The organism is Caulobacter segnis (genome assembly GCF_003243465.1).
Lineage (GTDB): Bacteria > Pseudomonadota > Alphaproteobacteria > Caulobacterales > Caulobacteraceae > Caulobacter > Caulobacter segnis_A.
In genome coordinates this window covers 1-26,061 of sequence record NZ_QFQZ01000008.1, presented here as the reverse complement: position 1 = coordinate 26,061, position 26,061 = coordinate 1, and the positions used below count along the sequence as shown (strand labels likewise).

31 protein-coding genes and 1 pseudogene are annotated in these 26,061 nt (G+C 67.5%); 9 read left to right on the top strand and 23 right to left on the bottom strand.

The genetic code is table 11. The annotated features are described in order from the left end of the window. Position 1 precedes the first annotated feature (1 nt). The 13 genes from panB to DI526_RS04325 all read right to left on the bottom strand — a co-directional run bounded on the left by panB (position 2) and on the right by DI526_RS04325 (position 6,874). On the bottom strand, positions 2-829 hold the full coding sequence (panB, locus tag DI526_RS04385; protein WP_304274666.1) for a 3-methyl-2-oxobutanoate hydroxymethyltransferase: 828 nt from the start codon (positions 827-829) through the stop codon (positions 2-4). An 84-nt stretch (positions 830-913) separates the two neighbouring features. Then, complete coding sequence (locus DI526_RS04380; protein WP_304274498.1) at positions 914-1,294, bottom strand: hypothetical protein; 381 nt, start codon at positions 1,292-1,294, stop codon at positions 914-916. Next, entirely contained in the window at positions 1,287-1,862 is a 576-nt protein-coding gene (locus tag DI526_RS04375; protein ID WP_304274496.1) for an RNA polymerase sigma factor, read from the bottom strand. The genes DI526_RS04380 and DI526_RS04375 overlap by 8 nt, the downstream gene beginning before the upstream one ends. 30 nt (positions 1,863-1,892) lie before the next feature. Next, the gene (locus tag DI526_RS04370) at positions 1,893-2,279 is read right to left on the bottom strand and encodes a DUF6249 domain-containing protein (RefSeq protein WP_304274493.1); all 387 of its coding nucleotides are present in this window, start codon (positions 2,277-2,279) and stop codon (positions 1,893-1,895) included. A gap of 112 nt (positions 2,280-2,391) precedes the next feature. After that, entirely contained in the window at positions 2,392-2,700 is a 309-nt protein-coding gene (locus tag DI526_RS04365; protein ID WP_304274489.1) for a hypothetical protein, read from the bottom strand. Beyond that, positions 2,697-3,212: an RNA polymerase sigma factor gene (locus DI526_RS04360; RefSeq protein ID WP_304274487.1), complete on the bottom strand. Its 516-nt coding sequence runs from the start codon at positions 3,210-3,212 to the stop codon at positions 2,697-2,699. The genes DI526_RS04365 and DI526_RS04360 overlap by 4 nt, the downstream gene beginning before the upstream one ends. Beyond that, the gene (locus DI526_RS04355; protein ID WP_304274484.1) at positions 3,212-3,631 is read right to left on the bottom strand and encodes a hypothetical protein; all 420 of its coding nucleotides are present in this window, start codon (positions 3,629-3,631) and stop codon (positions 3,212-3,214) included. Before DI526_RS04355 ends, DI526_RS04360 begins: the two co-directional genes overlap by 1 nt. An 11-nt stretch (positions 3,632-3,642) precedes the next feature. Beyond that, positions 3,643-3,825 carry a hypothetical protein gene (locus DI526_RS04350; protein WP_304274479.1) on the bottom strand — a complete coding sequence of 61 codons (183 nt, stop codon included), beginning with the start codon at positions 3,823-3,825 and terminating at the stop codon, positions 3,643-3,645. Between the two features lie 44 nt (positions 3,826-3,869). Next, complete coding sequence (locus tag DI526_RS04345; RefSeq protein ID WP_304274663.1) at positions 3,870-4,559, bottom strand: HAD family hydrolase; 690 nt, start codon at positions 4,557-4,559, stop codon at positions 3,870-3,872. A gap of 151 nt (positions 4,560-4,710) precedes the next feature. Next, positions 4,711-5,058 carry an ArsC family reductase gene (locus DI526_RS04340; RefSeq protein ID WP_304274477.1) on the bottom strand — a complete coding sequence of 116 codons (348 nt, stop codon included), beginning with the start codon at positions 5,056-5,058 and terminating at the stop codon, positions 4,711-4,713. 64 nt (positions 5,059-5,122) lie between these two features. Next, the gene (locus DI526_RS04335; RefSeq protein ID WP_304274475.1) at positions 5,123-5,695 is read right to left on the bottom strand and encodes a 2'-5' RNA ligase family protein; all 573 of its coding nucleotides are present in this window, start codon (positions 5,693-5,695) and stop codon (positions 5,123-5,125) included. A gap of 5 nt (positions 5,696-5,700) precedes the next feature. Further along, positions 5,701-6,156 (bottom strand): DUF2147 domain-containing protein, encoded by a 456-nt coding sequence (locus tag DI526_RS04330; RefSeq protein WP_304274472.1) that lies wholly within the window; start codon positions 6,154-6,156, stop codon positions 5,701-5,703. 307 nt (positions 6,157-6,463) lie between these two features. Then, complete coding sequence (locus DI526_RS04325; RefSeq protein WP_304274469.1) at positions 6,464-6,874, bottom strand: hypothetical protein; 411 nt, start codon at positions 6,872-6,874, stop codon at positions 6,464-6,466. Between the two features lie 225 nt (positions 6,875-7,099). On the opposite strand from DI526_RS04325, the gene DI526_RS04320 reads away from it, so the two are divergent. Together DI526_RS04320 and DI526_RS04315 are read left to right on the top strand one after the other, a co-directional pair. Further along, positions 7,100-8,110 carry a hypothetical protein gene (locus tag DI526_RS04320; RefSeq protein ID WP_304274466.1) on the top strand — a complete coding sequence of 337 codons (1,011 nt, stop codon included), beginning with the start codon at positions 7,100-7,102 and terminating at the stop codon, positions 8,108-8,110. Next, on the top strand, positions 8,104-8,859 hold the full coding sequence (locus DI526_RS04315) for a hypothetical protein (RefSeq protein ID WP_304274464.1): 756 nt from the start codon (positions 8,104-8,106) through the stop codon (positions 8,857-8,859). The genes DI526_RS04320 and DI526_RS04315 overlap by 7 nt, the downstream gene beginning before the upstream one ends. Positions 8,860-8,889: 30 nt before the next feature. On the opposite strand, the pseudogene DI526_RS04310 reads toward DI526_RS04315, so the two are convergent. From DI526_RS04310 to DI526_RS04275, 8 genes and pseudogenes are all read right to left on the bottom strand, one after another. Then, positions 8,890-10,185, bottom strand: a pseudogene (locus DI526_RS04310) (aminotransferase class V-fold PLP-dependent enzyme); the annotation flags it as partial. A 36-nt stretch (positions 10,186-10,221) separates the two neighbouring features. After that, positions 10,222-10,371, bottom strand: a complete 150-nt coding sequence (locus DI526_RS04305) for a hypothetical protein (protein WP_304274461.1) — start codon at positions 10,369-10,371, stop codon at positions 10,222-10,224. An 18-nt stretch (positions 10,372-10,389) separates the two neighbouring features. Beyond that, positions 10,390-11,220: a CopD family protein gene (locus DI526_RS04300; RefSeq protein ID WP_304274460.1), complete on the bottom strand. Its 831-nt coding sequence runs from the start codon at positions 11,218-11,220 to the stop codon at positions 10,390-10,392. Continuing rightward, a complete protein-coding gene (locus DI526_RS04295) occupies positions 11,217-11,582 on the bottom strand; it encodes a copper resistance protein CopC (RefSeq protein ID WP_304274458.1) in 366 nt (121 codons plus the stop codon). Before DI526_RS04295 ends, DI526_RS04300 begins: the two co-directional genes overlap by 4 nt. After that, entirely contained in the window at positions 11,557-12,768 is a 1,212-nt protein-coding gene (locus DI526_RS04290) for a methanobactin export MATE transporter MbnM (RefSeq protein ID WP_304274456.1), read from the bottom strand. Before DI526_RS04290 ends, DI526_RS04295 begins: the two co-directional genes overlap by 26 nt. Continuing rightward, a complete protein-coding gene (locus tag DI526_RS04285; protein WP_304274453.1) occupies positions 12,765-13,622 on the bottom strand; it encodes an MbnP family copper-binding protein in 858 nt (285 codons plus the stop codon). Before DI526_RS04285 ends, DI526_RS04290 begins: the two co-directional genes overlap by 4 nt. A 12-nt stretch (positions 13,623-13,634) precedes the next feature. Then, positions 13,635-15,662, bottom strand: a complete 2,028-nt coding sequence (locus DI526_RS04280; RefSeq protein WP_304274451.1) for a TonB-dependent receptor domain-containing protein — start codon at positions 15,660-15,662, stop codon at positions 13,635-13,637. 66 nt (positions 15,663-15,728) lie between these two features. Continuing rightward, positions 15,729-16,058: a hypothetical protein gene (locus tag DI526_RS04275; protein WP_304274446.1), complete on the bottom strand. Its 330-nt coding sequence runs from the start codon at positions 16,056-16,058 to the stop codon at positions 15,729-15,731. Between the two features lie 228 nt (positions 16,059-16,286). Here DI526_RS04275 and DI526_RS04270 point away from each other — a divergent pair, with 228 nt between their 5' ends. From DI526_RS04270 to DI526_RS04240, 7 genes are all read left to right on the top strand, one after another. Then, positions 16,287-16,706, top strand: a complete 420-nt coding sequence (locus DI526_RS04270; RefSeq protein WP_304274444.1) for a DUF2946 family protein — start codon at positions 16,287-16,289, stop codon at positions 16,704-16,706. Between the two features lie 149 nt (positions 16,707-16,855). Further along, on the top strand, positions 16,856-17,521 hold the full coding sequence (locus tag DI526_RS04265; protein ID WP_304274441.1) for a GntR family transcriptional regulator: 666 nt from the start codon (positions 16,856-16,858) through the stop codon (positions 17,519-17,521). Between the two features lie 127 nt (positions 17,522-17,648). Beyond that, positions 17,649-18,365: a superoxide dismutase gene (locus DI526_RS04260; RefSeq protein ID WP_304274438.1), complete on the top strand. Its 717-nt coding sequence runs from the start codon at positions 17,649-17,651 to the stop codon at positions 18,363-18,365. Then, a complete protein-coding gene (locus DI526_RS04255; protein ID WP_304274435.1) occupies positions 18,308-20,506 on the top strand; it encodes a TonB-dependent siderophore receptor in 2,199 nt (732 codons plus the stop codon). Before DI526_RS04260 ends, DI526_RS04255 begins: the two co-directional genes overlap by 58 nt. Before the next feature lie 26 nt (positions 20,507-20,532). Further along, complete coding sequence (locus DI526_RS04250) at positions 20,533-21,780, top strand: DJ-1/PfpI family protein (RefSeq protein ID WP_304274433.1); 1,248 nt, start codon at positions 20,533-20,535, stop codon at positions 21,778-21,780. Beyond that, positions 21,738-22,646 (top strand): DJ-1/PfpI family protein, encoded by a 909-nt coding sequence (locus tag DI526_RS04245; protein ID WP_304274431.1) that lies wholly within the window; start codon positions 21,738-21,740, stop codon positions 22,644-22,646. Before DI526_RS04250 ends, DI526_RS04245 begins: the two co-directional genes overlap by 43 nt. A gap of 79 nt (positions 22,647-22,725) precedes the next feature. Next, complete coding sequence (locus DI526_RS04240; RefSeq protein ID WP_304274429.1) at positions 22,726-24,840, top strand: TonB-dependent siderophore receptor; 2,115 nt, start codon at positions 22,726-22,728, stop codon at positions 24,838-24,840. A 100-nt stretch (positions 24,841-24,940) separates the two neighbouring features. On the opposite strand, the gene cydX is transcribed toward DI526_RS04240, so the two are convergent. After that, entirely contained in the window at positions 24,941-25,060 is a 120-nt protein-coding gene (gene cydX, locus DI526_RS04235; protein WP_304274426.1) for a cytochrome bd-I oxidase subunit CydX, read from the bottom strand. An 18-nt stretch (positions 25,061-25,078) separates the two neighbouring features. Further along, positions 25,079-26,061 (bottom strand): cytochrome d ubiquinol oxidase subunit II (cydB, locus tag DI526_RS04230; protein ID WP_304274423.1); only part of this gene is annotated, 983 nt, incomplete at its 5' end.

The window sequence follows — 26,061 nt, the reverse complement described above, 5'->3', positions numbered from 1 at the left end:
ATCAGGCCTTCTTGGCGAAATAGGTCTCGGCCTCGCCGGGGAAGCTGCGGTCCTGTACGTCGCGGGCGAATTCGCGCGCCGCGCGCTCGATCTCGCCCTTCAGGTCGGCGTAGCGGCGGACGAACTTCGGGGTCCAGTCGAACAGGCCCAACATGTCGTCGACCACCAGCACCTGGCCATCGCACGCCGCCGACGCGCCGATGCCGATGGTCGGCACGCTGACCGCCTCGGTGACCTCGCGGGCCAAGCCTTCGGCCACGCCCTCGACCACGATGGCGAAGGCGCCGGCCTCGGCGGTCAGGCGCGCCTCCTCCAGCACCTTGGCCCGGCCAGCCTCGTCCTTGCCCTTGGCCTTGAAGCCGCCTTCCAGCAGCACGGCCTGGGGGCGAAGGCCGACGTGGCCCATGACCGGCACGCCGCGCTGGGTCAGATAGGCGATCGTCGCCGGCACCGTCTGGCCGCTCTCGACCTTCACGGCCTGGGCGCCAGTCTCCTTCATGATCCGCACGGCGTTGGCGTAGGCCTCCTCGTGCGACCCTTCATAGGAGCCGAACGGCATGTCGATCACGACCATGGCCTTGCGCGAGCCGCGCATCACCGCCTGGCCGTGCAGAATCATCATGTCCAGGGTGACGCCGACCGTGTTGGGCAGGCCGTGCACGACCATGCCGACCGAGTCGCCGACCAGCAGAACGTCACAGGACTCGTCCAGCGCCGCGGCGACCGGCGCGGTATAGGCGGTCAGGCAGACGATCGGCTTGCCGCCTTTACGCGCGGCGATGTCGGGGGCGGCCAGACGGCGAACCGTCTCTTCACGGTGAGCGGACAGGACCAACGCTCCTCAGGCAACGCGATTGGGCGCCGTTTGTGGGCCGGATCGCGCCGCGCCGCAACATGAACAGTGATAAGCCGACTAAAGCTCCTCGACGATCCGCGTGACCGCGAAAGCCAGGGCCACCACCGCCAGGGCGGCGGCCAACCAGACGGCTTCGGCGCTGGCGGGCGTGGTCAGAACGGCGTTGATCTTGGCGACGCCCGCGCTGTACTCGGCTTCGAGGTTGTGGCCGCCGTTGCGAGACAGCTGCGCAATCTCGTCCGCGAAGCGCGAAGACAGGATCTGGAAGGCGCCGAACAGGCCCGCCACGGTTCCCGCGCCGCCGATGAAAAGGCGCCGCATCGCCCAGCCGCGATCCAGCTTGGCCGCGACCTCGGCGTTGAAAAGCGCCGCGTCCGGAAACGACGGCGGCTCGGCGAACAGCCGGGTCAGCTGGGCTTCGAAATCGGGTTCAGCCATGCGCTTCCCTCCTCGCCCCTTCCTCAGGTCGGGCGAGCTTCGCCCGGAGTTTATCCAGACCACGTTTGACATGGGATTTGACCGTGCCGATCGGGATATTCAAGGCCTCCGCCGCCTCGCCGTGGGACCAGTCGGCGCCATAGCAAAGCGAGACGCATAGTCGCTCGCCGCGCGACAGCGCCTTCAGCGCGTCGTCGAGGTCGATCCGACGGGCGGCGTCGCCGGAGGCGTCCTGGCGGCCGAATTCCTCGACCGGCTCGACCGTGTCCGAGAAGATCAGTCGCGCCTCGCGCTTGACCTTCTTCAGATAGAGCCGCGCGGCGATCTTCTTGATCCAGCCGGCGAAGGTTCCCTCGCCGCGGAAATCAGCCACCTGCTCGAAGCCGGCGATGAACGCGTCCTGGGCCAGGTCGTCGGCCGTCGCGGAGTCCGCGCCCAGCCGCCGCAGCAGGCCGCGCACGGCCGAGCCGTGCCGCCGGACCAGCTCTCCGTAGGCCTGGCGATCGCCGCCCGCCGCCTTGGCGGCGAGCTCGATGTCGTGACCGGTTGGCGGGCTTTGCGCGCCCATGGTTTCAAGCCCCTCCCAAGGCGACGGGCGCTAGACCCGCGGCTCCTTGTTCGGATTGAAGAAGCTGAGGATGATGTACGCCACGCCGATGAAGGCGGGCATACAGGCGACGGCCAGCAGCGGAGTCAGAGCCTCGCCCTCCTCGCGGCCGATCACGACCCCGAAGGCGGCGAGTCCCAACCCCACCGCCAGCCACATCACGCCCGTGCGGATGTCGCGCAGACGGCTCGGAGGCAGCTTCACGCTCTTGGTCAGGGTCTCGATGACCTCGGGCGGAAGCGGCTGGCCCTTCTCGATCGCAGTGCGGATCGTGGCCTGCATTTCGCGGCGCTCCTTACTCTTGAAGTAGAAGGGCAAGACGACGATGGCGACGATCATCATGCAACCAACGACGGGAACGACGATATCGGGACCCATGGGCCAACCTCCATTTCGCGGAGCGACGCCCCCAGCGCCGCTTTCATGAGTAAGAGGCGTTCAAGGCTCCGTTTGGAGGCGCCCGCCGGGATGAAACTTTCGTAAGGCGAGATCAGCGTCGCGGAGTGAGCGACTGGCTCCACAGCGACGGCGCGCCGATCAGCAGGACCGCCGCCGCGATCGTCAGGACGGACGCGATAGACACCAGGCTTGGCGCGATCGTGAAAACCGCGACGTTGAGGACCGGCGCGCAAGCCCAAAGCACCAGCGCCACGACCCCCGCCCCGATCGCGCTCAGCACCAGGCGCTCGACGAAAGCCCGCCGCTCGGCGCGCTGCATCACCTCCAGCGCAATGAGATCGGCGCGGCTCCGCTTGGGTGTCTCGCCCAGGAAGGCCGACAGTTGATCGTCCAGGCTCATGACGCGCCTCCTAGAACCGACAGCAGCCGCTCGCGGCCACGGGTAACATGCGATTTCACGGTGCCGAGGGGAAGCCCCAGAGCTTCGGCGGCCTCGGCGTGCGACCAGCCCTGGCCGAGGCACAGGGTGACGCAGGCCCGCTGGTCCTCCGGCAAGGTCGCCAACGCCTTCTCCAGCGCCAGACGGTCCTCCGCGCCGACCCCGGCGGCGGCCTCAAGCTCCTGCTCGCCGCGCCAGGCCTCGTCGCGCGCCGCCGCGCGCTGGGTGCCGCGTCGCTGGGATAGCGCCTTCTTCCAGGCCACGCCGTAGAGCCAGGCCCGGAAGCCGTCGTTGTCGCGCAGCCTGTGGAGTCCCGCCCACGCCGCCACGAAGGCCTCCTGGGCGATATCGTCGGCGTCGATCCAGCCGCTCTTGCGCAGGAAACCCCGCAAGGGCTTTTCGTGGATCGCCACCAGGCGGGCGAAGGCGGCCTGGGACCCCGCGCGCGCCTGCTTGACGAGCGCGGCGTCCATCAGACGGTCGGACCGTTCCGATCCAGCAGAACCTGGACCAGCGTCGCCAAGCAGATCGAGCCCAGCACGAAGGCCACGATCGTGAACGCCTCGCCCGCGCCGTAGATATTGGTCGCGGCGGCGAAGGCGAAACCGCTGCTCAGCGTTCCGAACAGCACGACCCGGTACCAGGTCCGCTCGCGGCGCCAACGCCTAGCATGACGCGGGCGCTCTTCGTCGCCGTCGCAGTCCCGCCAGGGTGCGTTGAGTTTGGCCAGAAGCTCAGGAGGGGGCTCGCGGCCGGAGGCGGCGTAGGTCTTGATCAGGTCCAGCATCTCCCGGTTGGCCCGGTAGGTCAGCCAATTCCGCCAGGCGCCGAACGCGAAGGCCGAAAGCGGGAAGATCAGCCACCAGAATTCTCGAAACAGCTGAGCGAACATCACGCCCTCCCCTAGCGCGACAGCTGCGCCAGCAGGGCGGCCGACGGCTCCTGTCCCTTGGCGGCCAGGTCGCGCAGCGTGCTGATCACCTCGCGGCGCGCGCGATAGTTCAACCACGCACGCAAAGCCCCCAGAGCCATGAAGCTCATCGGGAACATCAGCCACCAGAAATCACGAAACAGCTCGTAAGCCATCGCCTTGGTCCTTCGTTCAGCGCGATCATCCGCGCTTTCGAAGGTTAGTCGCCGCCGCCCCACGCCCCGGATGCAGCGACATACGAAATAATTTCGGACATCGAGCTGAACGACACCGTCGGGCGATGCTCGGCCAGAATCGAGGGCTTGGCGTAGCCCCAACCGACGGCGCCGCAGTCCAGGCCGACAGCCCGGGCGGCCTCGATATCGCGCGTCTCATCGCCGATGCAGATCACCCGATCTCGAGAGACGCCGCGCGCGGTCACCTGCTTGAACTTGCGCGCCTTGCCGAACAGCGACGCGCCGCAGGAGTAGAGGCTGATCAGCTCGGCGAGTTCGGGACCCAGCACGCGGCGGATCACCTGTTCGCTGTTGGAGCTGACGACGGCGATCTTCACGCCCGCCGCGTGCAGGGCGCGCAGCATCCGGGCGGTCTCGGGAAACAGCGGGATCTTGTGCGCGTCGGCCGCCATCATTTTCTTGCCGGCCCGGGCGATCAACGGCAGCTTCCAGGGCGAAACCCCCAGATAGCGGATCACCTCGCGCGTGCTGCGCCCCCGCAGCATCTCGATCTCCTCGTCGGTGACGGTCTTGAAGCCGTAGCGACGGGCCATCGGATTGACCGCGCGCATCATCCACGCGGCGCTATCGGCCAGCGTGCCGTCGAAGTCGAAGATGACCAGCTCGTACCGCGCGACGTCCTTTTCCCCCACCCGTTGAAAGTCCCCCTGCAGGCCGCCACGTCGCGGCCGTTCCCCGAAGTGATAGACCGATCCCCGAAAGCTTGTCGTCCGAAACTTGTGCGAACGCGTTTCGAGGAGGCTCTAATCAAAGACTTAGAGCGTGACGCGCGCCGAAACCGGTTCCCACCTTCGGCGTCACGCTCTAGGCGAAGGCGGCCGCGTACAGGTCCGGCTTGAACCCGACCAGCCTGCGCTCGCCGATGTCCAGCACCGGGCGCTTGATCATCGACGGATTGGCCAGCATCAGCGAGATCGCCTTCTCACGATCGAGGTCTTGCTTATCGGCGTCGTCAAGCTTGCGGAAGGTCGTTCCGGCGCGGTTCAGCAACACCTCCCAGCCCAGTTCGTCGACCCACGCCTCCAGCCGCGGGCGCTCGACGCCCAGGGCCTTATAATCGTGAAAAGCATAGGCCAGGCCGCGATCCTCAAGCCACTTGCGGGCCTTGGCGACCGTGTCGCAGTTCTTGATGCCGTACATCGTCAGGGTCATGGCCGTCGTCCTAGGCGAATCCTCTGGGGTGATGGCCTAGAGGAGGCCAGCCTCCCCGCCAACCTCAGCCGACAAGGTTCCAGGCCTTCAGGACGATGTGGCGCGTCTGGCCCAGCTTGCTCTGGACCAGGACGAAGCGGTCGACCGTCCAGCGAATCGGCGCGATGGCCTCGGCAGGGACAACCTGCCCATCATAGAGCAGCGTGACATGCGGGACGAAGGCCTTGTCCGGCTTCAGCCCGACCTTGGCCATCTCCACCCCCAGCTTTTGCTGAAACGCCAGCAGCGGCTCAAGCCCTTCGCCAGGCTGCAGGGTGAAGGGGTTGTTGCCCGGACGGTTGGCGAAGCTCATGGCGCGGTCGAGCGACACCTCGAACGACGCCGTCGTCATCGCATCGCCGGCGGCCTCGCCCTGGCGCACGCGCTCTGCGGGCAGGCCGACATAGTCGCCAAGGTGATGCAAGGTGAGGTGGAAGCGGTCGGTCAGGAGGATCTGTCCCCGCAGACCCAGGGCCTCGCGCAGCCGCCGCGCCTCTCCGGCGATACGATCGGCCGTGGACGCATCCGGGTACAGCAGGAACATCAGCCGATCGGTCGGCGTGGGGGGATCGAAGCCCGGAAGGCCAAGTTGCGACATGAAGTCTAGGCGGGGCGGACCGCCGGATCCACGCGGGTCCAGACCTGCGACTTGCAGAGGAAGTTGGGCAACAGGCAGCCTTTGGCGCGCAGCGAGGCCTTGTCCAGCAGGCGCACCTGCCCCGAGAAGGTCATGTTCAGGTCGGGTACGAACACCCGCCCCTTCCAGTCGATGGGCCCGGTCGGCGAGAAGTCGCGCAGCAGCTGCATGCCGACCAGCTCGCGATTGCTGCCCTTGCGCACGTCCGCCTGCGCCTCGGCGTTAGCCCACACAACATTGCCGCAGGTGCTGTCGCCGCACGGCTTGATCTCGATGTGAACGCTGCCCTTGGGATTGCGCCAGACGCCATAGATGTCGCCGGCGCGCGGAGCGGCGGTGTCGGCCGCGACAGCGGGCGCGAGGCCCGCGATCGCCAGACCCAAGACCGAGAATGCCAGCACCACGCGCTTCATGATGATCATCCTTAGAGTGACGCCTAATAGCTAAGGCCTCGGCGCAGAAAGGCGAAGCCCAGAACCGCAAGGAACGCCTATTCCCACTCGATGATCAACGACCCGGTTATCGCGTTGATTTTACGAAACTTTCTAGAAGACGTTAGGCGACGTTACCGCCCAAAATACCGTCACAAGTTATTCCACCTAACCCGTTGTTTTTATAAAACAAAAAAATCACTCAAAAAGTCGTGATTTTCGCCCATTTTGGCTCCAATTGACCGTTGAGACAGACGCATTCGCGGTCAATACCGTCAGCTTGACCATAAGCCTAAAACTAGCGGCCATTGCAGCGCGCCCATGTCGTCTGGCGGGCTGGATTTTCACCGTAACACCAGCCGAGTTCATCGATCTTGCCGGCAGTGGTTTCGCGATCATCGCAGGCCAGCGCCGTGGACGGATCATCACCCGAGCCGCCGCGGCAACGATCGTTCTGCGCATACCATCGGCGGATCAAGGCCGCGACGGGCGGCGGCGCGCTCTCCACCACGCTGGAAGGCGCCGCGGCAGGCGCTTCCGGCTCCGGGGCCTGCGCAACATCCGGCTCCGCGGGTTGGGGCGTCTCAGGCGCGGGCGCGGCTGACGGGGTCGCGCCCTCCTCGGCGTCAAGCACATCCTTGGGCAATTCGATGCGCGTTACCGCCCAGTGGAAAAGGCCTCTGCGGCGAAGGATGAGATTGATCTTCAAGGCCTTGTCGCGTCCCGCCGGGGCGCTGACCCGGAAGCCCTATACTCGACCTCGTAGGTCTCCAGGCGCGGGTGGGCGCCCTGGCGGATCCGGTGGCGCTGGACGTAGAGCTTCTCTATCCTGGGCTATCGACGAGGTCGGTCGCCGATTGCCTTCAGCTCAGCCCCAAGCCCATCTAACATTGAAATAGCATTTTAACATCACCGATGTTATACCGACATCATGGTGTTAGATCATTTCGCCGCCGACCGCCTGGAGCGCCTCGCCCTCACGGCCGAGGCCTATGTGGCGCAAGTGTTCGGCATGAACCTGCGCCTGCACGACCTCGCCGGGGAAGGCCTGCCCTATTTCCTGACGGATCGGTACCATTTCTGGCGGGGCGACCTGCAAGGGCGGCCAGCCGTCTTCATGGTCAATCGCGCCGGCCCGCTCGACACCTTCGACATCGCCAAGCACCGCGAGTTGGCGCGACGTCACCTCGGTGTTGCGCTGGTGGTCCTGGTTCTCGAGCGGGTCGACGCGCGGGTACGCCGCCGACTGATCGAACACCGGATCGCCTTCCTGGCCCCCGGCGCCCAAATCTATGTTCCCGAGGCGCTTCTCGACCTGCGCGAAGGCGCGCCGGCAAAAATCGCGCCGCAGCCCGACTATCTTTCTCCAACCGCGCAATCGGTCGTGCTGGGGGCCATGTTGGGCCGGTTCGTCGATCAACAGAGCCTGACCGACCTGGCCGAACGGTTCCAGGTATCGGTCATGAGCATGAGCCGCGCGCTCGACGAACTGGTGGCGATTGGCGTCGCGGAAGCCCTCTGGGCCGGCCGGCGCCGGCGGCTTCGTTTCGCGGTGAACGGCCGCGATCTGTGGAACACGATCGAGCCGCGCCTGAAATCGCCGGTCCGCAAGCTGCGCCTGGTTCGGGGCCAGATCCCGCTCGACCAGGCGCCCCTGGCCGGGGAGACCGCCCTGGCGCACTACACGATGCTCAGTCCGCCGCGCGTGGAGCGGCGAGCGGTCCTGGCGTCGCGCTGGACGGGCATGACCCAAGCGCTGGAACTCGAGCCGGCCTGGACCGATGAGGCTGACCGTATCGAACTGGAGACCTGGTCCTACGACCCGCTCGTCCTTGCCGAGGATGGCGTCGTCGACCGGCTGTCGCTTTATCTCAGCATCCGGCGCGAACCGGACGAGCGGGTCGCTCAGGCGGCCGCGCAAATGCTGGAGGATATGGCATGGTGATGGGACTTGACCGCTTCCGCGCCCATTTCGCGGGCTGCGGGCACCAGTATGTCCTGGTCGGCGGGACCGCCTCCGAACTGGTGCTGGAAGAAGCGGGACTGCCGTTCCGCCTAACCAAGGACCTGGACATCGTGCTGATCGTCGAGGCCCTCGACGCCGCCTTCAGCGACCGCTTCATGGCCTTCATCACCGATGGCGGCTACCAGATCCAGGAACGGGCCAGCGGTGAGAAGATGCTCTACCGGTTCCAGAAGCCGAGCCAGGCCAGCTATCCGGCGATGATCGAGCTCTTCTCGCGGACGCCCGAGGGGATCGTGCTGGCGCGGGACAGTGTCTTTACGCCCCTGCCGATCGACGAGGCGGCCGCCAGCCTGTCGGCGATCCTGCTCAACGCCGACTATTATGAATTCCTCAAGGCGATGCGGCGCACCGTCCAGGACGTCCCGATCCTCGACGAAGCGGCGATCATCCCCTTCAAGGCCCGCGCCTGGCTTGATCTGACGGCGCGGCGCGCCGCCGGCGAGGAAGGCCAGGGCGACAACATCAAGAAGCACCGCAACGACGTCGCCCGCCTGCTGCAGCTCCTGCCCGCCGGCGCCAGCATCGCCCTGCCCGACGCTATCCGGGCCGACATGCGAGGGTTCGCCGCCGCGGTCGTGGCCGACGAGACCTTCGAGCCGCGGCAGTTCAAGATCGACATCACGCGCGAAGCCTTCATCGCGCGCCTTTCGTCGGCCTATGGCCTCTAGTCGGCCGCCAAGCCGTGGAGCGCGAACGCGCTAGACGAACATGGCGTGCTCGGCCCGAAGCGCGGCGACCAACGCATCGACGTCGGCCGGCGTGCTGTAGAGCCCCGGGGTCACCCGGATCGCCGGCCCCTTGGCGATGCCGCCGCGCCAGACGGTGTGGATGCGATAACGCTCGAGAAGGATGCGCTGGACGCGCTTGGCGTCCTCGTCGGTGGTCATGCCCTTCAGGCGAAAGCTGGTGATGGCGCAATAGCGGGCGGGATCGTCTGGCACGCAGATCTCGACATTGGGCCGGTCGCGCAAGGCGTTGACCCAGCGATCCCGCAAGCCGCGCATGTGCTTTTCCTTGGCGGCCGCCCCGACCGCGAAATGGAAGTCGACGGCGGTCGGTATGGTCAGCATGGCGGGAAAGTTGACGGTGCCGTCCGGCACGCGCGTTCTGATGTCGTCTTCGGCATGGAAGGTGTTGCCGTAGGCGATGTCGATGTCGGCAAGCCGGCTCTTGCGGATGTACATCGCGCCGGTGCCGAGCGGCGCCGAGGTCCACTTGTGAACCGACCAGCCGACGAAGTCCGCCCCCAGATCATCGAGCTGGAAATCCAGGCACGCTACGCCATGGGCGGCGTCGACAATGGTGTCCACGCCCCGGGCGCGGGCCATGGCCACGATCTCCTTGACCGGCGTGACAAGGCCCGTGCGGTTAGAGACTTGGGTGACAAGCAGAAGCTTGGCCCGGGGCGTGCGCTTGAGCGCCTCTTCGTAGGCCGAAAGAATATTGGCGGTCGTCGCCGGCTCCGGCATCGCGAACGGGACCACGGTCGCGCCGCGATGCGTGCCGAGCCACTGCATGGCCGCGATCATCACATTGTAGTCGAGGTCGCAGTGGATCACCGCGTCGCCGGGTTTCAGCGGCTTGTAGTTGCAGATCAACATCTGCAAGGCGTCGGCGCCGCTGCGCGTGACGCCGATCTCCTCGGGCGCGCAGCCCATCTGCCGGGCGATGGCCGCCTGGGCCGCCCGGCTGCCGACCGCCCAGCCAGAACCGTCAGCCATGACGTTACGCGCCCAGATCGCGTTGGCGCTGTTCACCGCCGCGTTGTGACGGGCATAGGTCTGGGCGACGACGCGCGGCATCATGCTCCAATAGCCGGCCTCGAGATTGTGAATGCCTGGTTCGACGTCGAAGTGGCTGGGCAGGTCGGCGACGGGGATGGAGCCTGGCCGCAAGGACGCCTCGGGCCCGAGCGCCACGGCCTCCCCCACCCCCGCGGCCAGGAGCGAAGAGCCGCCGACCGCGACGGAGGTTAGGAGGTGGCGACGTGTCGGCTGGCTGGTCATCTCGGCGCGATCCGCTCAATGTTACTATATAACAACATTGAGCGGAGACTTTGGAAGCTTGGCAAGGGCCGACAGCGCGCGCGACCGCGACTGGCGCGCGAGAGGCGCGAAATTGCTCAATGCCGCTGTTTTGCCCAGGTCTGCCGATGGCGCCTCGACGAGGCCGTCGGTCACGCCTTGTCGCTCCTTGCGTCAGTGCCCCTGATGCGGCGACAGAAAGCTAGTCAGGGCCGCGGTCGCCACCAGGATCAAGGCCATCAGCACAAGTTCGATGCCGAGGGCGCGTTGGAGGCGAGCCGGGCCGCGGTCAACCAGGGCGGGCGTGAGGCGAACCTTGTTGTGGAGCGCCAGCAACAGAACGGCCGCCACCAGGGCAAGCTTGATCGCCAGGCCGATTAGATAGCTCGCGGCCAGCGGATGGCCTCGGGCGAGCAGCAGGATCGCCATTCCCCCGGCCAGGACAAGGAGCCCGACCGCCACGGCGGCGCGGGCGCTGAAGTCGGCGAGGATCCTCGCCAGCCGAGGCGCCCGCCATCGCGGCAGCACATAGGCCAGGCTGAGCAAGCTTGCGATCCACCAGGACACCGCCGCCAGATGCGTAAGGACAACGAGGCGCCCCCAGGGCGACGCCGCCGCCAGGTGCCCTGACCAGCTCAGACCGACCAACATCAGGCCGGTCGAAAGACGACGCGCCCAAACGCCCCGTGTGACGGTGACGCCGAGCAGCGCGCCGATGAGGATCAGCCCCCATCCGCGCACCGGCGCCGTGCCAGTCAGATAGGTCAGGGTGTCCGGGTCGAACCCACCTAGACGGAGCGCGAAGACCAGGGCGCAGAGCGATGCGGCCGTCGCCGCGGCGCCAAGCAGGATCCGTTTTAGCCGGCGGGCCGAAAGCCCGCGCCGCCCCAGGAACCTCGACCTCAAATGCCGGCTGGGCGAAGGCAGACCTTCGCTCGCGGCGACCAGGACAGCCGCGTAGAGCAAGGCCTTCAACACGGCCGCTAGCATGTCGAGCGCGATCAACGCGGCGGACCGCGCACGACGAAGATCACCGAGCCGCCGACCGGGTGGCCATCCGCCGACAAGGCCCGCCAGACCACCTCGTGGCGTCCCGGCCCCAGCGGCGGCAGGTTCGTCACGACGCTGAGCGCGGTCTTCGCCGGCGTGCCCAGGCGCTGCTCGCCGCGGCCCGAACTGACCAGCTTCAGGCTGGTGACGCGCGTGGGTTCGGCGAAGGTGAGCTCAAGACGCGTCGGCGGCGCGGTCAGGATCGCGCCGCTGGCGGGTTGAGAACTGACCAGGCTCGTGTGCGCCGCCGCCGGCCCCGTCGCGACGACAAGCATGAGGCTGGCCAGCAGGCTAGCGGCCCGATTGGGTCTTGGCATGGCGCGAAGGCTCCTGATCCTGGGCCCACGGATCCCCGTAACGGGGATCGGTGAGCAAGTGCTCATCGGTCAGCGACTTCAGGAACGCGATCAGGTCGGCGCGTTCCTGAGCGTCGAGCTTGAATCCCGACATGAAGGAACTCTTGTAGGGGTTGGCGCCGCCGACGCCGGCATAGGGGCCGGACGTGATCGTGCGTCCGCCGGCGGCGTAGTGGTCGATCACCTCATCGAGCGTGGCGATGGAGCCGTCGTGCATGTAGGGCGCGGTGAGCGCCACATTGCGCAGGCTCGGCGCCCGAAACCGCCCCATGTCCTCGGGCCGGCCCGTCACTTCGGCGATGCCCGTGTTGCGCGGCGGATAGCCGCCCTTGCCGTCGATATTGTAGAGCCCGGTGTTGTGGAAGGCGGTCTCGCCAAGCGTGTTGCGCTCATGCAGGACGGTGTCGGAAAGATGCAGGCCGCTATGGCAGTGGTGGCATTCCAACCGCTCGCTGAAGAACAGCGCCTCGCCCCGGAACGCCGAGTCCGACAGCGCCTCGACATCGCCTTCGTAACGATAACGGTCATAGGGCGAGCGCACCGAGACCACCGTCCGCTCGAAGGCCGATATCGCCCGGGCGATGGTGCCGATCGTGATCTCGCCCTTGGCCTCGGGAAAGGCCTTGGGAAAGAGCGCGCGATAGACCGGCTCGGCCTGGAGCCGCTGGCGCAAGGTTTCGTCCATGCCCGCCAGGCCCAGTTCCACCGGTTCCTGTCCCAGCAGCGGGACCATCGCCTGCCGCTCCAGGCTGTGCAGCAGGGGGTTGGCCCAGGTCAGGGCCGGTGTGTAGCCGGCGTTGGCGATCGACATGGCGTTGCGCGCCGTATGGTCGCCGGTGACGCCCGGCGAGGTCGCGCGTCCGTCCGTAAAGGCCAGGCGCTGCTCGTGACAACTGGCGCACGACATCGACCCATCGCGCGACAGGCGCTTGTCATAGAACAATCGCCGCCCAAGCTCGACCTTCGCCGCGGTCGTCGGATTGCCCTTCGGCTCCAGCGGCGCCGGCGCCCACTTGGGCAGGCCATAGTCATAGGTCCCGCGCACATAGGGGCCGAGCGCGAGCAAGCCGCCCTGGGCGGCGAGCGCGCCCCCGGCCACGGCGACCACGCCCAGGGCGAGCGCCGCCAGGCCGCGCCGCGGGATCATTCGACCCGCACCCAGGCCTGCGCGCCGGCCGGCGCCTGGCGGAACGCCAGGCCAAACCGCTTCATCACGCCCGCGCAATCGTCGTCATTGTCGCCCGACATGCACCCGGCCGGGGTTCCGGGGGTGTTGAGGGTGACGTCATTGTCGGCCACCAGGGCCGCCAGGTCGAAGACCACGATCTGGCGCGCCGGATCGAAGGCTTCGAACCGATAGGTCGGCCTGTTCTGGAGCCGGCAGGGCGCCTGCGGCGGGCTGCGCAGCGCGCCCTCCCCGCAGTCGGTGCTGCCGAGGTGGATCGAGAACCCAGCGGCCTTGGGATTGGTCGGGGCGCTGGCGTCGAAGTCGATGGTCACGAACTTGTAGCCGCCGCGCCAGGGCCAGGAGAGGGCCGAGAAGTTCAGCGGCGGGCGGGCGTTGGTCGGGTCCTGGTGGTTCATGGCCTGGGGCACGCCAAGGTCGAACACCAGGCCCGTATAGCGCCCGGCCGGCGCCTTGCCCCGGACGACCGCGCGGGTCGCGGTGTTGCCGTTGCAATTGCCGCTGGCGTCTTCGAGATCGATCAAGGCCAGGTCCGCGTCCTGCCAGACGCCGTCCTGGTCGAGACGCAGCGCAACCTCCCCGCCGCCGGCCTTGAGCAGCCGGACGTTGGAGACATAGAGGCGAAAATCCTGCAGCCGAATGTCGGCCTTGGTCGTTCCGACGCCAGGATAGGTCTTGCCGCAAACGAGCGGCGCGCCGCCCACCTTGGCGGCGAAGCGGATCTCGAAGGCCTGATCGGCGGCGCTGGCCGCGCTGGCCATCGCGATGGCGGCGGCGCAGAGGCCGCCGCCGAGCATCAAGGTTGACGTGCGCATCTGGGGGGCCTCCTAGAACTTGGCGGCAAGGCCCACGCGCAGGCTGCGGCCTTGCTCGTAGACGTTGGGATAGGCGGTCGATTGCTTGTAGGCGGCGTATTGCTCGTCGAAGAGGTTGGTCACGCCCAGGTCGACCCGCCAAGCGCGGCCCGCCGGCGCCCAGGACACGAAGGCGTCGTGAACGTCGTAGGCCGGTCGGCGGCGGATCACCGTCGTGTCGTAGTCCTGGGCCGCGACGATCGAGGAGCGCCAGCGCAGCGAGACGTCGGGCGAGACGGCGTAGTTGAGGCCCAGCGTCCATTTGTCGGGCGGCGAGAAGAGATTGGCGCCGGTCATCTCGTCGGTGACGCGGATCCGGCTGTAGCCCAGTTCGGCCGAGACGACGCCGCGCTCGAGCCTGGCCTCGACCTCCACGCCCTCGCGCTTGGCCTTGCTGACGTTCTGGTACTGCTGGATGGGGCGGCGACCGAGGAACGGATTGGTGTAGAAGCCGACCACGACGCTGGTGATCAGGTCGTCGACCTTGGCCTTGAAGGCGTCGCCGCGCAGCGACAGCCTCCCCCACCCGTTCGGAAGCTTGCCCGACCAACTGGCCCCAAGATCCCATTCGCGGGAAAGTTCGGGCTTGAGGTCGGGATTGGCGCGGAAGTTGGCGAAGGCGGTCGCCTGCGACAGCGATTGATAGAGCTCGTTGACCGCCGGCGCCCGGAAGGCTTCGCCCCAGCTCAGATAGACCAGCGCGCCAGAGGCTGGCCTGACCGAGGCGGTCAGCGACGGCGACACGCGCGTATCCGAGGTCTTGGGCGTGGTCGCGCTCGCAAGCTTGGTCTCGTATCGGTCGTAGCGCGCGGCCGGCGTGACGGAAAGCCAGGACGAAAGCGCGATCTCGTCGCGCACGAAGCCGCCGAGCGAGGTTTGCTCGCCATCGGGACTGACGGTGCCGGGCTGGCCATCGGTGCGCGAGGCGATCTTGTCGCGATAGCCATCGCCCCCAGCCACGAGGCGGTGGCCGATCGGACCGGTCTTGAAGTCGAGCACCCCGCTCCCCGTGAAGCCCGTGGTGCGGGTCGCCGTGGAGGTCGAGGTCAGGACCGGCGTCACCGCCCGGTTCTCGCGCGCGCCGCTGTTGAGGGTGGTGCGATAGACCGACAGGTTGAAGGCCTCGCCACCCGCGGCGTTCTCGCCGGTCAGGCGCGCCACGGTCTGGCGCTGGATCGCGTAATTGTCCTGAAAGTAGGGGAAGCTGGCGTCGGCCTGGGGGTTGTTGGGCTGGAAGTCGTTGAGCCGGTAGTAGATGTGCGAGAGCTCCGCGCGCACCCGGTCGCTGGCGTTCCATCCGCCCTTGGCGATCACGGTCTGACTGTCGCCGTCGGCGGGACGAAGGCGGGTTCCGCCGCCTTGCCGCACCGGCCCCCACTCGCCAAGCGCCAAGCCCACGAGGCCGTCAAAGCCGCCCGAGCGGGCATAGGTCCGCGCCGACAGACGCTTGCCTCCGTTGGCCGACTGATAGTCGGCCCGCGCATCGGCGCCGATGACGGCGTCCTTGGCCAGGAGATCGTCGGTCGAGACCGTCTTGAAGGCCAGGACCCCGCCCAGCGCTCCGGCGCCGTAAAGCGAGGATCCCACGCCCTTGAGCACTTCGACGCGCGAGATGAACGCCGGATCCAGAAAGAGCGGCGTCGACAGAGACGGTGTGGCGTTCTGGCGCGCGCCGTCGACCGAAATCAGCACCTGGCGACCGGTGGCGCCACGCACCGACGGCATCTCGCCCTGGAGGCGCGGCCCACCGAAGAACTCGACATTGGGCAGGCGCTCGAGCACCTCGGCGAAACCTTGGGCCTGGCGGTCGGCGAAGTCCTTCTGGCTAACGAGGTTCACCGGCGCGGCGACCTGGCTGAGCGGCGTTGGCGCGCGCAGGGCCGTGACGATGACGTCCTCGACCTGGACGGGGGTTTCGGCGTGGACGATGGCGGGCGCGAGGGCGATGAGCGCCGCGCCGAACAAAAGCTGGGTCTTCAACGGATTGATCCTGGAATGCATGTCGAGCGCCGCTTGGCCAAAAGGCGGCGGCGCGGTCACGAGCCCATGGGCTCGCGCGAAGGGGCTCTAAAGCCGCGCGGGAGGTCCCCGGGCCGGCAGAGGCGGTCCCGCCATGGACGCGGACCAGGTCTTGGCCGGCATCGGCGGCGCCAAGATCAGGGTCCGCGCGATCGCGGCTTGCGACAGGATGATCAAAGGCGGCGCCAGCAGCACGCCTTGGGCGCCGAACGGGCATGTTGGATGACCCGCGGCCTTGGCCGGGCGCTTTGAGGCGTCCTCCCGCGGCGGCGCTTGGCCGGGCTGCAGGACCAGCTGCCCCGAGCCCGTGCAGATGACCGTGGCGAACGGCCAGGTGGACGGTTGGGTCTGGCTCGGCATGAAGCCGACGGGGATCATCAAGCGCAGGACAAGCGCCAAGAGCGCAAGCAGCAGAGCCGCCTCGCGCCCCCAAACTCTTAGCTGTTCTCCCCGGCAGCCCATTCGCCGCTCATAGGCCAAGGTAAAGCGCTTGTCTCCCCGTGCGATTACCTAAGGATCGAGCTGACTTTTTGTATACACGAATACCTTTACGCGTTTTGGATGTTCATTCTTGGCTTGTGATCCCCGGGGGATTACGAGGGAGACGTGGAGAAGGCCGCTCACAAGCCTCTGTGGACCGATCTCGCGATGGCGTTCGCCCTCGTGGCCGTCTGCCTGCGCGTGCTGATCCCCAGCGGATACATGCCGGTATTCAGCGCCAATGGCGCGCCGACCATGGTGATCTGCACGGGCGCGGGCCCCAAGCTGGTGACGGTTCGCGGCGGCCTGTCCGTCGATCGCGAGGCGGCCGAGGGCGAGCAGCACGAAGACCACCCGCACACCTCGAAGTCCGATTGCGGCTTTGGAGGACTGGCCCAGGCCGCGCCTTCAGTCGAACCCCGGCTGACGCTCGCGCCCGCGGCGCTCGTCGCCGCCGCGCGTCTTGGTCCCCTCGCCGGGCGGGATCTGACCCTGCCTCTACGCGCTCGTCCCCCGCCCCAGACGGGACCGCCGATCCAAGCCTGACGGCTCGCCCGCGCGCCTTGGCCGCTTGCGGCCCCGCGCGCCTTTGTCAGCTCTGATCGGTGTCCTCCCATGTCACACATCTTCCTTCCCCCAGGGTCCGAGATGGCCCTTTCGCCCTGTGTCGCCCCTCAAAGCTCCGAGGCGCGCGCATGATCCGCTCAGCCCCCAACGCCGCCGCGGCCGTGGCCGAGCACCTTCGCGACCAGATCGTCCAGGGCCTTCTGCGGCCGGGCGTCCTGCTGCGCCAGGAGGCGGTCGCCGCCGAACTCGGCGTCAGCCGCATCCCCGTCTTCCACGCCCTGGCCAAGCTGGAGTCGGAGGGCCTGATCGAGATCTCGCCCAACCGCGCCGCCTTCGTCTCCACGCCCAGCCCGCGTCGCTGCCTGGAGATCTTCGACCTGCGTCGCCTGCTGGAGGGCGACATGCTGGCCCGCGCCATCGGCCGGCATACGCAGCGATCCTTGCGGGCCGTTCGCGCCGTGATGCTGGAGCTGGAGGACGACGAGGGACCTCGGGCCTGGATCGCCGCCGACCGCCGCTACTACGCCGCCCTCTGCGGGCCGGCCGAGCGCGATCTGACCTTGATGACCGTCCAGAACCTGCGCAACGCCGTCGATCGCATCTATCTGGCCAGCGAGGCGCCCGTGCTCGACCGCGAGACCTGGATCAATCGCTATCAGGCGCTGTTCGACGCCGTCGCCGCGCAGGATCACCAACGCTCGGCCGACCTGCTTGGTGAGAACATCGGCGCCATGCAGGTCCTGGTCGCCAGCCTGCTGCCCGATCAACCCGCCAACGGAACGACGGGCTCTTAAAAGCCCCCGTCGGCGACGGCGTTGAGGCGTGGCGAATTCCCCTTGCCCCGGCCGAGCGCCGTCCAGGCGCCGCGAGCCTTGTCGGAGGCTCGCGGCGTCACCGCCCTTTCAGCCCAGGAGCTTAGACATGCGACGCTCGCTGCTCGCCCTTACGATCCTCGCGTTCTCGATCAGCACGCCCGCCTTGGCCCAAACGACGGCTTCGGCGCCGACCGGCGCTCAGCAGCAAGCCGCCTTCACCCTGGCGCCGCTGCCCTACGCCTATGAGGCGCTCTCGCCGGTGATCGACGTCGAGACGATGCGCATCCACCACGGCCGCCATCATCAGGCCTATGTCAACGCTCTGAACACCGCCGTGGCGGCCACGCCCGCTCTGCAGGGAAAGTCGCTGGAAGCGATCCTGGCGGAGGTTTCGCGTCACCCGGCCGTCGTGCGCAACAACGCCGGTGGCCACTACAACCACACGCTCTTCTGGACGCTAATGGCCGCGCCCGGCCAGGGCGGCGCGCCTTCGGCCAAGCTGCTCGCCCAGATCGACAAGGACTTCGGGAGCCTGGACGCCTTCAAGAAGGCCTTCGAGACGGCCGGCCTGCAACGCTTTGGCTCCGGCTGGGCCTGGCTGATCTGGAGCGAGGGCAAGCTGCGCGTCGTCAGCACGCCCAACCAAGACAACCCGCTGATGGACGACGCGCCGGTCAAGGGCGCGCCGATCCTGGCCAACGATGTCTGGGAGCACGCCTACTACCTCCAATACCAGAACAACCGCGGCGCCTACCTTAGCGGCTGGTGGCAGGTCGTGAACTGGAACAAGGCCAATGCCCTGTTCGACGCCGCCGCGCGCTAAGCGCGCCTCTCCTCACCAAAAAACAATCTCTCAGAGCCGCGCCGGGGGGCGCTAACACCATGAAAATCGCACTCTTCGTCGGTAGCGCAGTCGCTGCCATCGGCGCGCCGGCTCTTGGCCTGGCTCAGGCTTCCTCGTCCAGCTGGGTCAGCGAGGTCGTGATCACCAGTCCGCGCGGCAGCTTCACCGCGCCAAGCGCGGTCAGCGCCACGCGCACCGCGACCCCGGTCGAGGAAATCCCGCAGTCGATCCAGACCCTGACGCGGGGGCTGATCGAGGACCAGGCGCTCCAGACCTTGTCGGGCGCCCTGGTCAACGTTTCGGGCGTCACCCCGACCAGCACCGAACAGACCGTGCTGCAGCCGCCGATGATCCGCGGCTTCCCGGTCAGCTACTATTTCGACGGCGCCCCGACCTATCAGCTGCCTGCGGGCGTCGCCGACCCGGCCACCCTCGTCAATGTCGAGCGGATCGAGGTCGCCAAGGGCCCGACCAGCACGCTCTTCGGCGGCGGCTCGGGCGCGCCGCTCTCTGGCATCATCAATGTCGTGTCCCAGGACCCGGGCAAGACCTTCGGCGGCACGGTCGCGCTTCGCGCCGGGAGCTTCAACACCCTGGGCGGCGACGCGGCGATCAACCTGCCGGTCAATGACAAGATCGGGCTGCGCCTGGCGGGCATGACGGAGAAGGCCGACAGCTACATCGACCATATCGACAGCTGTCGCTACGCACTCTTCCCGACCCTGGCCGTGGAGATCGACGACAAGACGCGGCTTGTCGTTCGCGGTCGCTACAACCACCTCGAACAACGCGAATATGCCGGCGTGCCGGCGGGGCTGACTTTCGCGCCGGCCCTGGTCATCGATCGCTACAAGTTCGCCGGCGCCCTGGACGCGCCGCGCACGCGGATCACCAACAAGCAGCTGACCGCCAACCTGACGCACAAGGTCTCCGACAAGCTCGAGGCCAGCGTCACGGCCAGCCGCTATGAGGGCGCGTTCAAGGAGTACTCGTCCTTCCCGTATGGCCAGATCGCCGGCTCGGTCTACAACTTCGGCACGGCCTACCTGCCCTCGGATACGACCGAGACCTATGTGACCGGCAGCCTGACGGCGCGTCTGGGCGAAGGGCTTGTGCGCCACCAGGTGCTGGTCGGGGCTGACTATGACAAGACGCGCTACTTTGGGGCGATGTACTTCAACGCGGCCTGGGCGACCCTGGACTACGCCGCCGCGCGTCCCTACGCCGCCTTTGGCGGAAACCCACCCTTCTACTTCGACCAGAACGACCGCCTGCGCACGACGGCGGCGTTTGTTCAGGACCAGATCGCCATTGGCGAGCGCCTCGACATCACCGCGGGCCTGCGCTGGACGACGCTGAAGATCCAAAGCAACGTCGGCGCCGCCACGGCCGACACCGACAAGCGTCTCACCCCGCGCATCGGCGCGACCTATCGGCTCGGCAAGGGCGTCTCGGCCTTCGCCGGCTACGCCGAGGGTTTCAAGGGCGTGGTCGCGGGCGGCTTCTACGGCATCACCCCCAAGCCGGAGACGTCCCAATCCTATGAAGGCGGTCTGAAGTTCACAGCGCCGATCAAGGGGCTCACCGGCACGGTCTCGCTCTACCAGATCACCCGCCAAAACGTGATCACGGCTCACCCGACGATCCCGTTCGTCTCGGTGCAGACGGGCGAGCAGCGCTCCAAGGGCTATGAGACCGATCTGGTCTACGAGCCCACCCCGGCCCTCTCGGTGCTGTTCAACTACGCCTATACCGACGCCGAGATCAGCAAGGACAACACCTTGCCGGTCGGCGACCGCCTGCGCGCCGTGCCCAAGCATTCCGGACGCCTGGCCGCCAACTATCGCTTCCTGGCCGGCGACCTGAAGGGCCTGCGGATAGGCGGCGGCCTGACCGCCACGTCCAGCCGCGAACTGACCTTGCCCAACACCATCGCCGCCAAGGGCTTGGCCCTGGTCGACGCTCAAGCCTCCTATGATCTGGGCGTCGTCCGCATCGGCTTGTCGGTGGTCAATCTGGCCGGTCGCAAGGGCTTTGAGCCCTACCAGTACTTCGGCGGGCCCTATGTCATCCCGACCCAGCCGCGTTCGGCCTTCGTCAGCCTGCGCACCGTCTTCTGATGCCTGGGCGCCGGGGAGGCCAAACCATGACGATGCATCAATCCCCCTTGTGGCGCGGCCTCCTCGGATCGCTCGCGGCGGTCTTGCTCTTGGGGGCGGGCACGCCGTCCTCGGCGCAAACGGCGAGCGTCGACTTCGACGCGGCGCTACGCGGCCTGAAGTTCAAGCCCGAAAAGGTCGACGGCAATCAAGGCGTCAGGGGCAAGGCCAACGGCCTGCTCGACGCCGACGAGATGGCCCTAGCCGCCGCCTTTCTGAACGGCGCCGACCTGCATCTGGAAGCCAAGGGCGGGCTCGACCGCGCCAGGCTCGCCGCGGCCTATGATCAGGCCTTGGCGAGCGCCCAGACCGATCTTGCTCGCCTGACCAAGACCTGGCCCACCGCGCCTCAGGTGGCGGCGGGCTACGCCCTGCTGGGCGAGGAGTCATATCTCGCCTTCAACGCCATGGCCGGCGCCTTTGGCGCGCCGATGAAGGGCGACTACACGCTGGCGCGCGCCCTGACGCCCTATCTGGCCGCCGACGGCGACGCCGATGGCGATGGCGTCTCGAACCGAGACGAATACGCTGAGACGATCAAGGACGGCCGGGCGGCGTATCTGCGCGCGGCGCTGGATCCCAACATCCGGCCAACCAAGGCCGCCACGCCCGCGGCGACCGCGAAGCCCGCCGAGGTTCAAACCCGCACGGTCGGCATCGTTCTCTACCCCGGGTTCGAGGTGCTGGACGTGTTCGGTCCTGTGGAGATGTGGGCCAATACGCCGGGCCTAGAGGTCGTGATGATCTCCCAGGACGGCGGGCCGGTGCGCTCGGCCCAGGGGGCCGTGGTGCAAGCTGAATACAGTTTCGCCACCGCGCCGAGATTGGCGATCATGATGGTTCCCGGCGGCGCGGGGACCTACAGCCAGCTTGAAAACCCAACCCTCCTGAGCTTCCTCAAGGCGCGCGACGCCGAGACGGAGTTCACCACCTCGGTCTGCACCGGCTCGGCGCTGCTGGCCAAGGCGGGCCTGCTCAAGGGGCGCAAGGCGACCAGCAACAAGGCGTTGTTCTCGCTCGCGGTCGATCAGGATCCTTCCGTGACCTGGATCAAGCGCGCCCGCTGGGTGGAAGACGGCAAGTACTTCACCTCCTCGGGCGTCTCGGCCGGAACCGACATGGCGCTGGGCTTGATCGCGCGCCTGACCGCCAAGGCCGACGCCCAGGCCCTGGCGCGAAGCCTCGAATACGAATGGCGCGACGATCCCGACCGCGATCCGTTCGCCAAACCCTGACCCGGAGCGCCTCTATGAGCCTAGAACGACGTACGCTTCTGGCCGGCTTCGCCGGCGCCGCCGCGCTCTCGCCTTCTCTGGTGCTGGAAGCCGCCGCCGCGGCGCTCCAGTCCAGCCAGAGCGACGCCCAGGCGCGTGCGGCAGAAGCGCACGAGCGCCTGATGCAGGTTCCAGGTCTGCGGATGCACGGCGATGAGGAGGTCGCCATGCTCCTCTATCCCGGCTTCACCGCGCTGGACCTAGTGGGTCCCCACTATTTCTTTGGCAGCATGATGGGCGCGAAGGTTCACCTGGTCACCAACCAAGCCAACCTTGCCCCGGTCGCCAGCGACCTGGGCCTGGCCATCGCCCCGACGATGACCCTCGCCGACTGCCCGGCGGATCTTTCGGTGCTGTTCTGCCCCGGCGGGACCTATGGGACGATCGCGGCGGCTTCCGACCGCCCGACCCTCGACTTCCTGCGCGATCGCGCCGGCAAGGCGCGCTGCGTCGCCAGTGTCTGCACGGGTTCGATCATCCTTGGCGCGGCGGGCCTGCTGAAGGGGCGCAAGGCCACGTCGCACTGGGTGGCGCGCGACAAGCTCACGCATTTTGGCGCGATCCCCACCGATCAGCGTGTCGTACGGGACGGCGATGTCATCACCGGCGCGGGCGTGTCCGCCGGCCTCGATCTTGGCCTCGCCATTGTCGAGATTTTCCGCGGCCGCTCCTACGCCGAGGCGCTGATGCTTCAGGCTGAATATAGCCCCGAGCCGCCGTTCGCGGGCGGGACGCCGGCCAAGACCGACCCTGCCATCGCCGGTCCAATGCGCGACATGTTCTCGGGCTTCCGCGATCAGATCGACCAGCTTGGCGCGCCTTCATAAGCCCAGGCGCGTCGCGTTCGAGCGCGCTTGGCCGACAATTTCGCTCCCCCTCTCCTTCTATCCAAAACTGGACAGCTCAATGCCTCCCGCGCCTCTACGCAGACCCTCGCTCCTCACCGCCACGGCGTCGCTGGCGCTGATCGCCATGGCCTCCACCGCTCGAGCCCAAACCCCCGCGTCGCAAAACGGCCAAGCCGACACCCCGGTCTCTTCGGTGACGGTCACCCATGCCCGCGCGCCGCAGGACCTGGCGCTGGGCGCGCCGGCGAGCGAGCTGAAGACGCCGCTGTCGATCTCGACGGTTCCAACCGACCTGGTGCTCGAGCAAGGCGGGACAACCCTGCTGGACGTCCTGCGCAATGTCCCCGGCGCCCAACCCGACCTTAGCTTCACCGGAAGCCACTCCCAGGTGGCGGTGTTGCGCGGCTCGATCGCCGACAGCGGCACCCAAAGCAGCCGCATCGTTCGCGACGGCGCGCGCCTGTCGAACTACGCTTTCACGCCGGCCTTCGTCGACCAGGTCAATGTCCTGCGCGGCCCCGGCGCGGCCGCTTCGACCCGCTCCGAACCTGGCGGCACGATCGAGGTGGCCACTAAGTCCGCCGAGCTTCGCGACTTCGGCGCGGCCTATGCGCGGGTTGGCGCGCACAACGCGCGTGAAGCCTGGCTCGACGTCAATCGCGTGCTGTCGGCCGATCACGGCGTGGCCGGACGCCTGGTGGTGGTTCACTCCACCGAGGACGAGTGGCGTCACGCCAAGGACCGGCTGGACGGCGTCAAGCTTGGCTTGTCGAAAACCGACGGCGATCGCTATCGCGTGGCCTTCGATTTCGAAGGAACCAACCAGATCTATAACCCCGACTTTGGCCTGCCGGCCCTGAACGGCAAGGTCGTGGCCGTGCCGCGCGACCGCCAGCTTGGCGAGCCCTTCAAAGACTCGACGACCAACAACCGCGTCTACAGCCTGCATGGCGACTATCGCCTGACGCCCGCGACCCAGGTCCGTTTCGACTACACGCACATGGACAGCAAGACGACGTCGGTGCGTAACTCGGTGTTCTCGATCGCCGCGGGCCAGCCGGTTGGGACCTATAACCGCGCCACCGCCTACGAGCCCGGCGGCAAGCGGATCATCGACTCCGTGGCCGTGTCGGCGGTCTCGACCTTCGCCACCGGCGTCCTGACCCATAACCTCTATGTGGGCGGCGAGTACTATGCCGAGGATCTGAACCTGCCGTCGCTGAGCGTACCCGCCGCCAGCAATCCGCGGATCAATGTCTATAACCCCGTCTACGGCCTGGTCGTCGCCCCCACGGGAACGCTGGCCCGCACCCTGACCATCCAGGACACCAAGACCTGGCTGCTCAGCGCCCAGGACCGGATCGAGATTGGTCGATTGAACCTGATCGCGGGCCTGCAGTGGGTTGACCTGGACTCCGCCTACGGGACCGTTGGCGTCGTAAAGCCGGTGACCGAAGCGCGCTTGTCGCCAAAGCTTGGCGTGACCTACGCGCTGTCCGCCACCCAATCGCTCTATGGTTCCTACAGCACCGGCAGTGCTTTCCAGCCGGTTCTGACCACCAGCGGCCAATCGGCCCCCATGCGCCATTCCAAGCAGTACGAGTTCGGCTGGAAGCTCGACATGGGCGAAGGGCGCCTGCGCGCCGACGCCGCGCTCTTCCGCCTCGACCACGACAACATGATCGCGGGCGACCCGGCCTTCTTCGGCCGCTTCCTGATCGGCGGCCAGGCGCGGTCGCAGGGCCTGGAGGCCTCGGTGAATGGACAGGTCACCGATCGCCTGTCGGTCAATCTCGCCTATGCCAATACCGACGCCAAGTACCGCCAGGCCAGCCTTTATCCGGGCAAGCATATCCCCAACGTGGCGCGCGATTCCGGCAGCCTCTGGGGCCAGATGCGCTGGAACGCCCAGTGGCGCACCGGGCTTGGCCTTCTGGCCCAGGGCGATCGTTACGCCGATGGCGCCAACACCACGCGTCTGCCGGGCTATGTTCGGGTCGATCTGGTTCAGGCCTATCGGATCACGGTCGATGGCCGTCCGCTGGAACTCCAGCTCAACATCGAAAACCTGCTCGACAAGGACTATTTCGCCGACAGCCACGTGCATGTCGCGCGCTACATCCTGCCGGGCGAAGGCCGTAACGCCTCGGTGAGCCTGAGCTATCGCTTCTAGTCTCCGACCGCCCCCTTGAGGGGACCGCAAGGCGTTCTCTTCAACAAAAGCGGCGGGCCGCCTGGTGTCCAGCCAGGCGGCCCTTAGGACCTGGTCCGCTTCAGGTCCTCCCCTCGTCGACGTCGCCGTCGTCGAGAAGATTGAATTCGTACCAGACGCCATTGAGCACGCCGAAAGCGACGGCCAGGCCCAGGCCCAGGATCCAGGTGAAGTACCACATCGGATTGTCTCCTTCGGATCAGTAGAGGTCGGGGTTGGTGGCCAGGGCGGCGGTGGTGCTGCGCCCCCACAACACCTTGTAGACCCAGGCGGTGTAGGCCAGCACGATCGGCAGGAAGACGATCGTGACGATCAGCATGATGAACAGGGTCATGTGGCTGGACGAGGCGTTCCAGACCGTCAGGCTCGAGCGCGGGTCGACGCTGCTGGGCAGGATGAACGGGAACATCGACAGGCCGACCGTCCCGATGATGCCGGCGGCCGAAGCCGCGGAGCCGGTGAAGGCCATCCAAGCCTTTTTCGTGCGCAGGCCTAGCAAGGCCAGAGTCGCCCCGGCAAAGCCCAGGACCGGCCCAGCGACCATCCAGGGATAACGACCGTAGTTGTCGAGCCACGCGCCCGGCGCCGACACGGCGGCGGCGCCCCGCAGCGGGTTGGACGGACCAGCCGCGTCGGCCAGCCCCTCGATCCGGAAGCCCATGCCCCCGAACGCCACCCAGAAGCCGCCGGCCGCGAACAGCACGATGCTGGCCAGGCCCGCGATCTCGCCGATGCGGCGGGCGCGGTCGCTGACCGGGCCTTCCTCGCCCTTCACCGTGATCCAGGCCGCGCCGTGCAGCACCAGCATGGCCACCGACAGCAGGCCACACAGCAGGGCGAACGGTGAGAAGAGGCCCAGGAACGAGCCCTCGTAGAAGGCCCGCAGGTCGTCGTTCAGGCGGAAGGGCGCGCCTTGCAACACATTGCCCAGGGCCACGCCGAAGCACAGCACCGGCACGAAGCCGCCGACGAACAGCGCCCAGTCCCAGAACGACCGCCAGCGCGGATCGGGCCGCTTGGAGCGGTACTTGAAGCCCACCGGCCGCAGGATCATGGCCGCCAGGACCGTGAACATGGCCAGGTAGAAGCCCGAGAAGCTGATGGCGTAGACGAACGGCCAGGCCGCGAAGATCGCGCCGCCGCCCAGGATGAACCACACCTGGTTGCCTTCCCAGGTCGCGC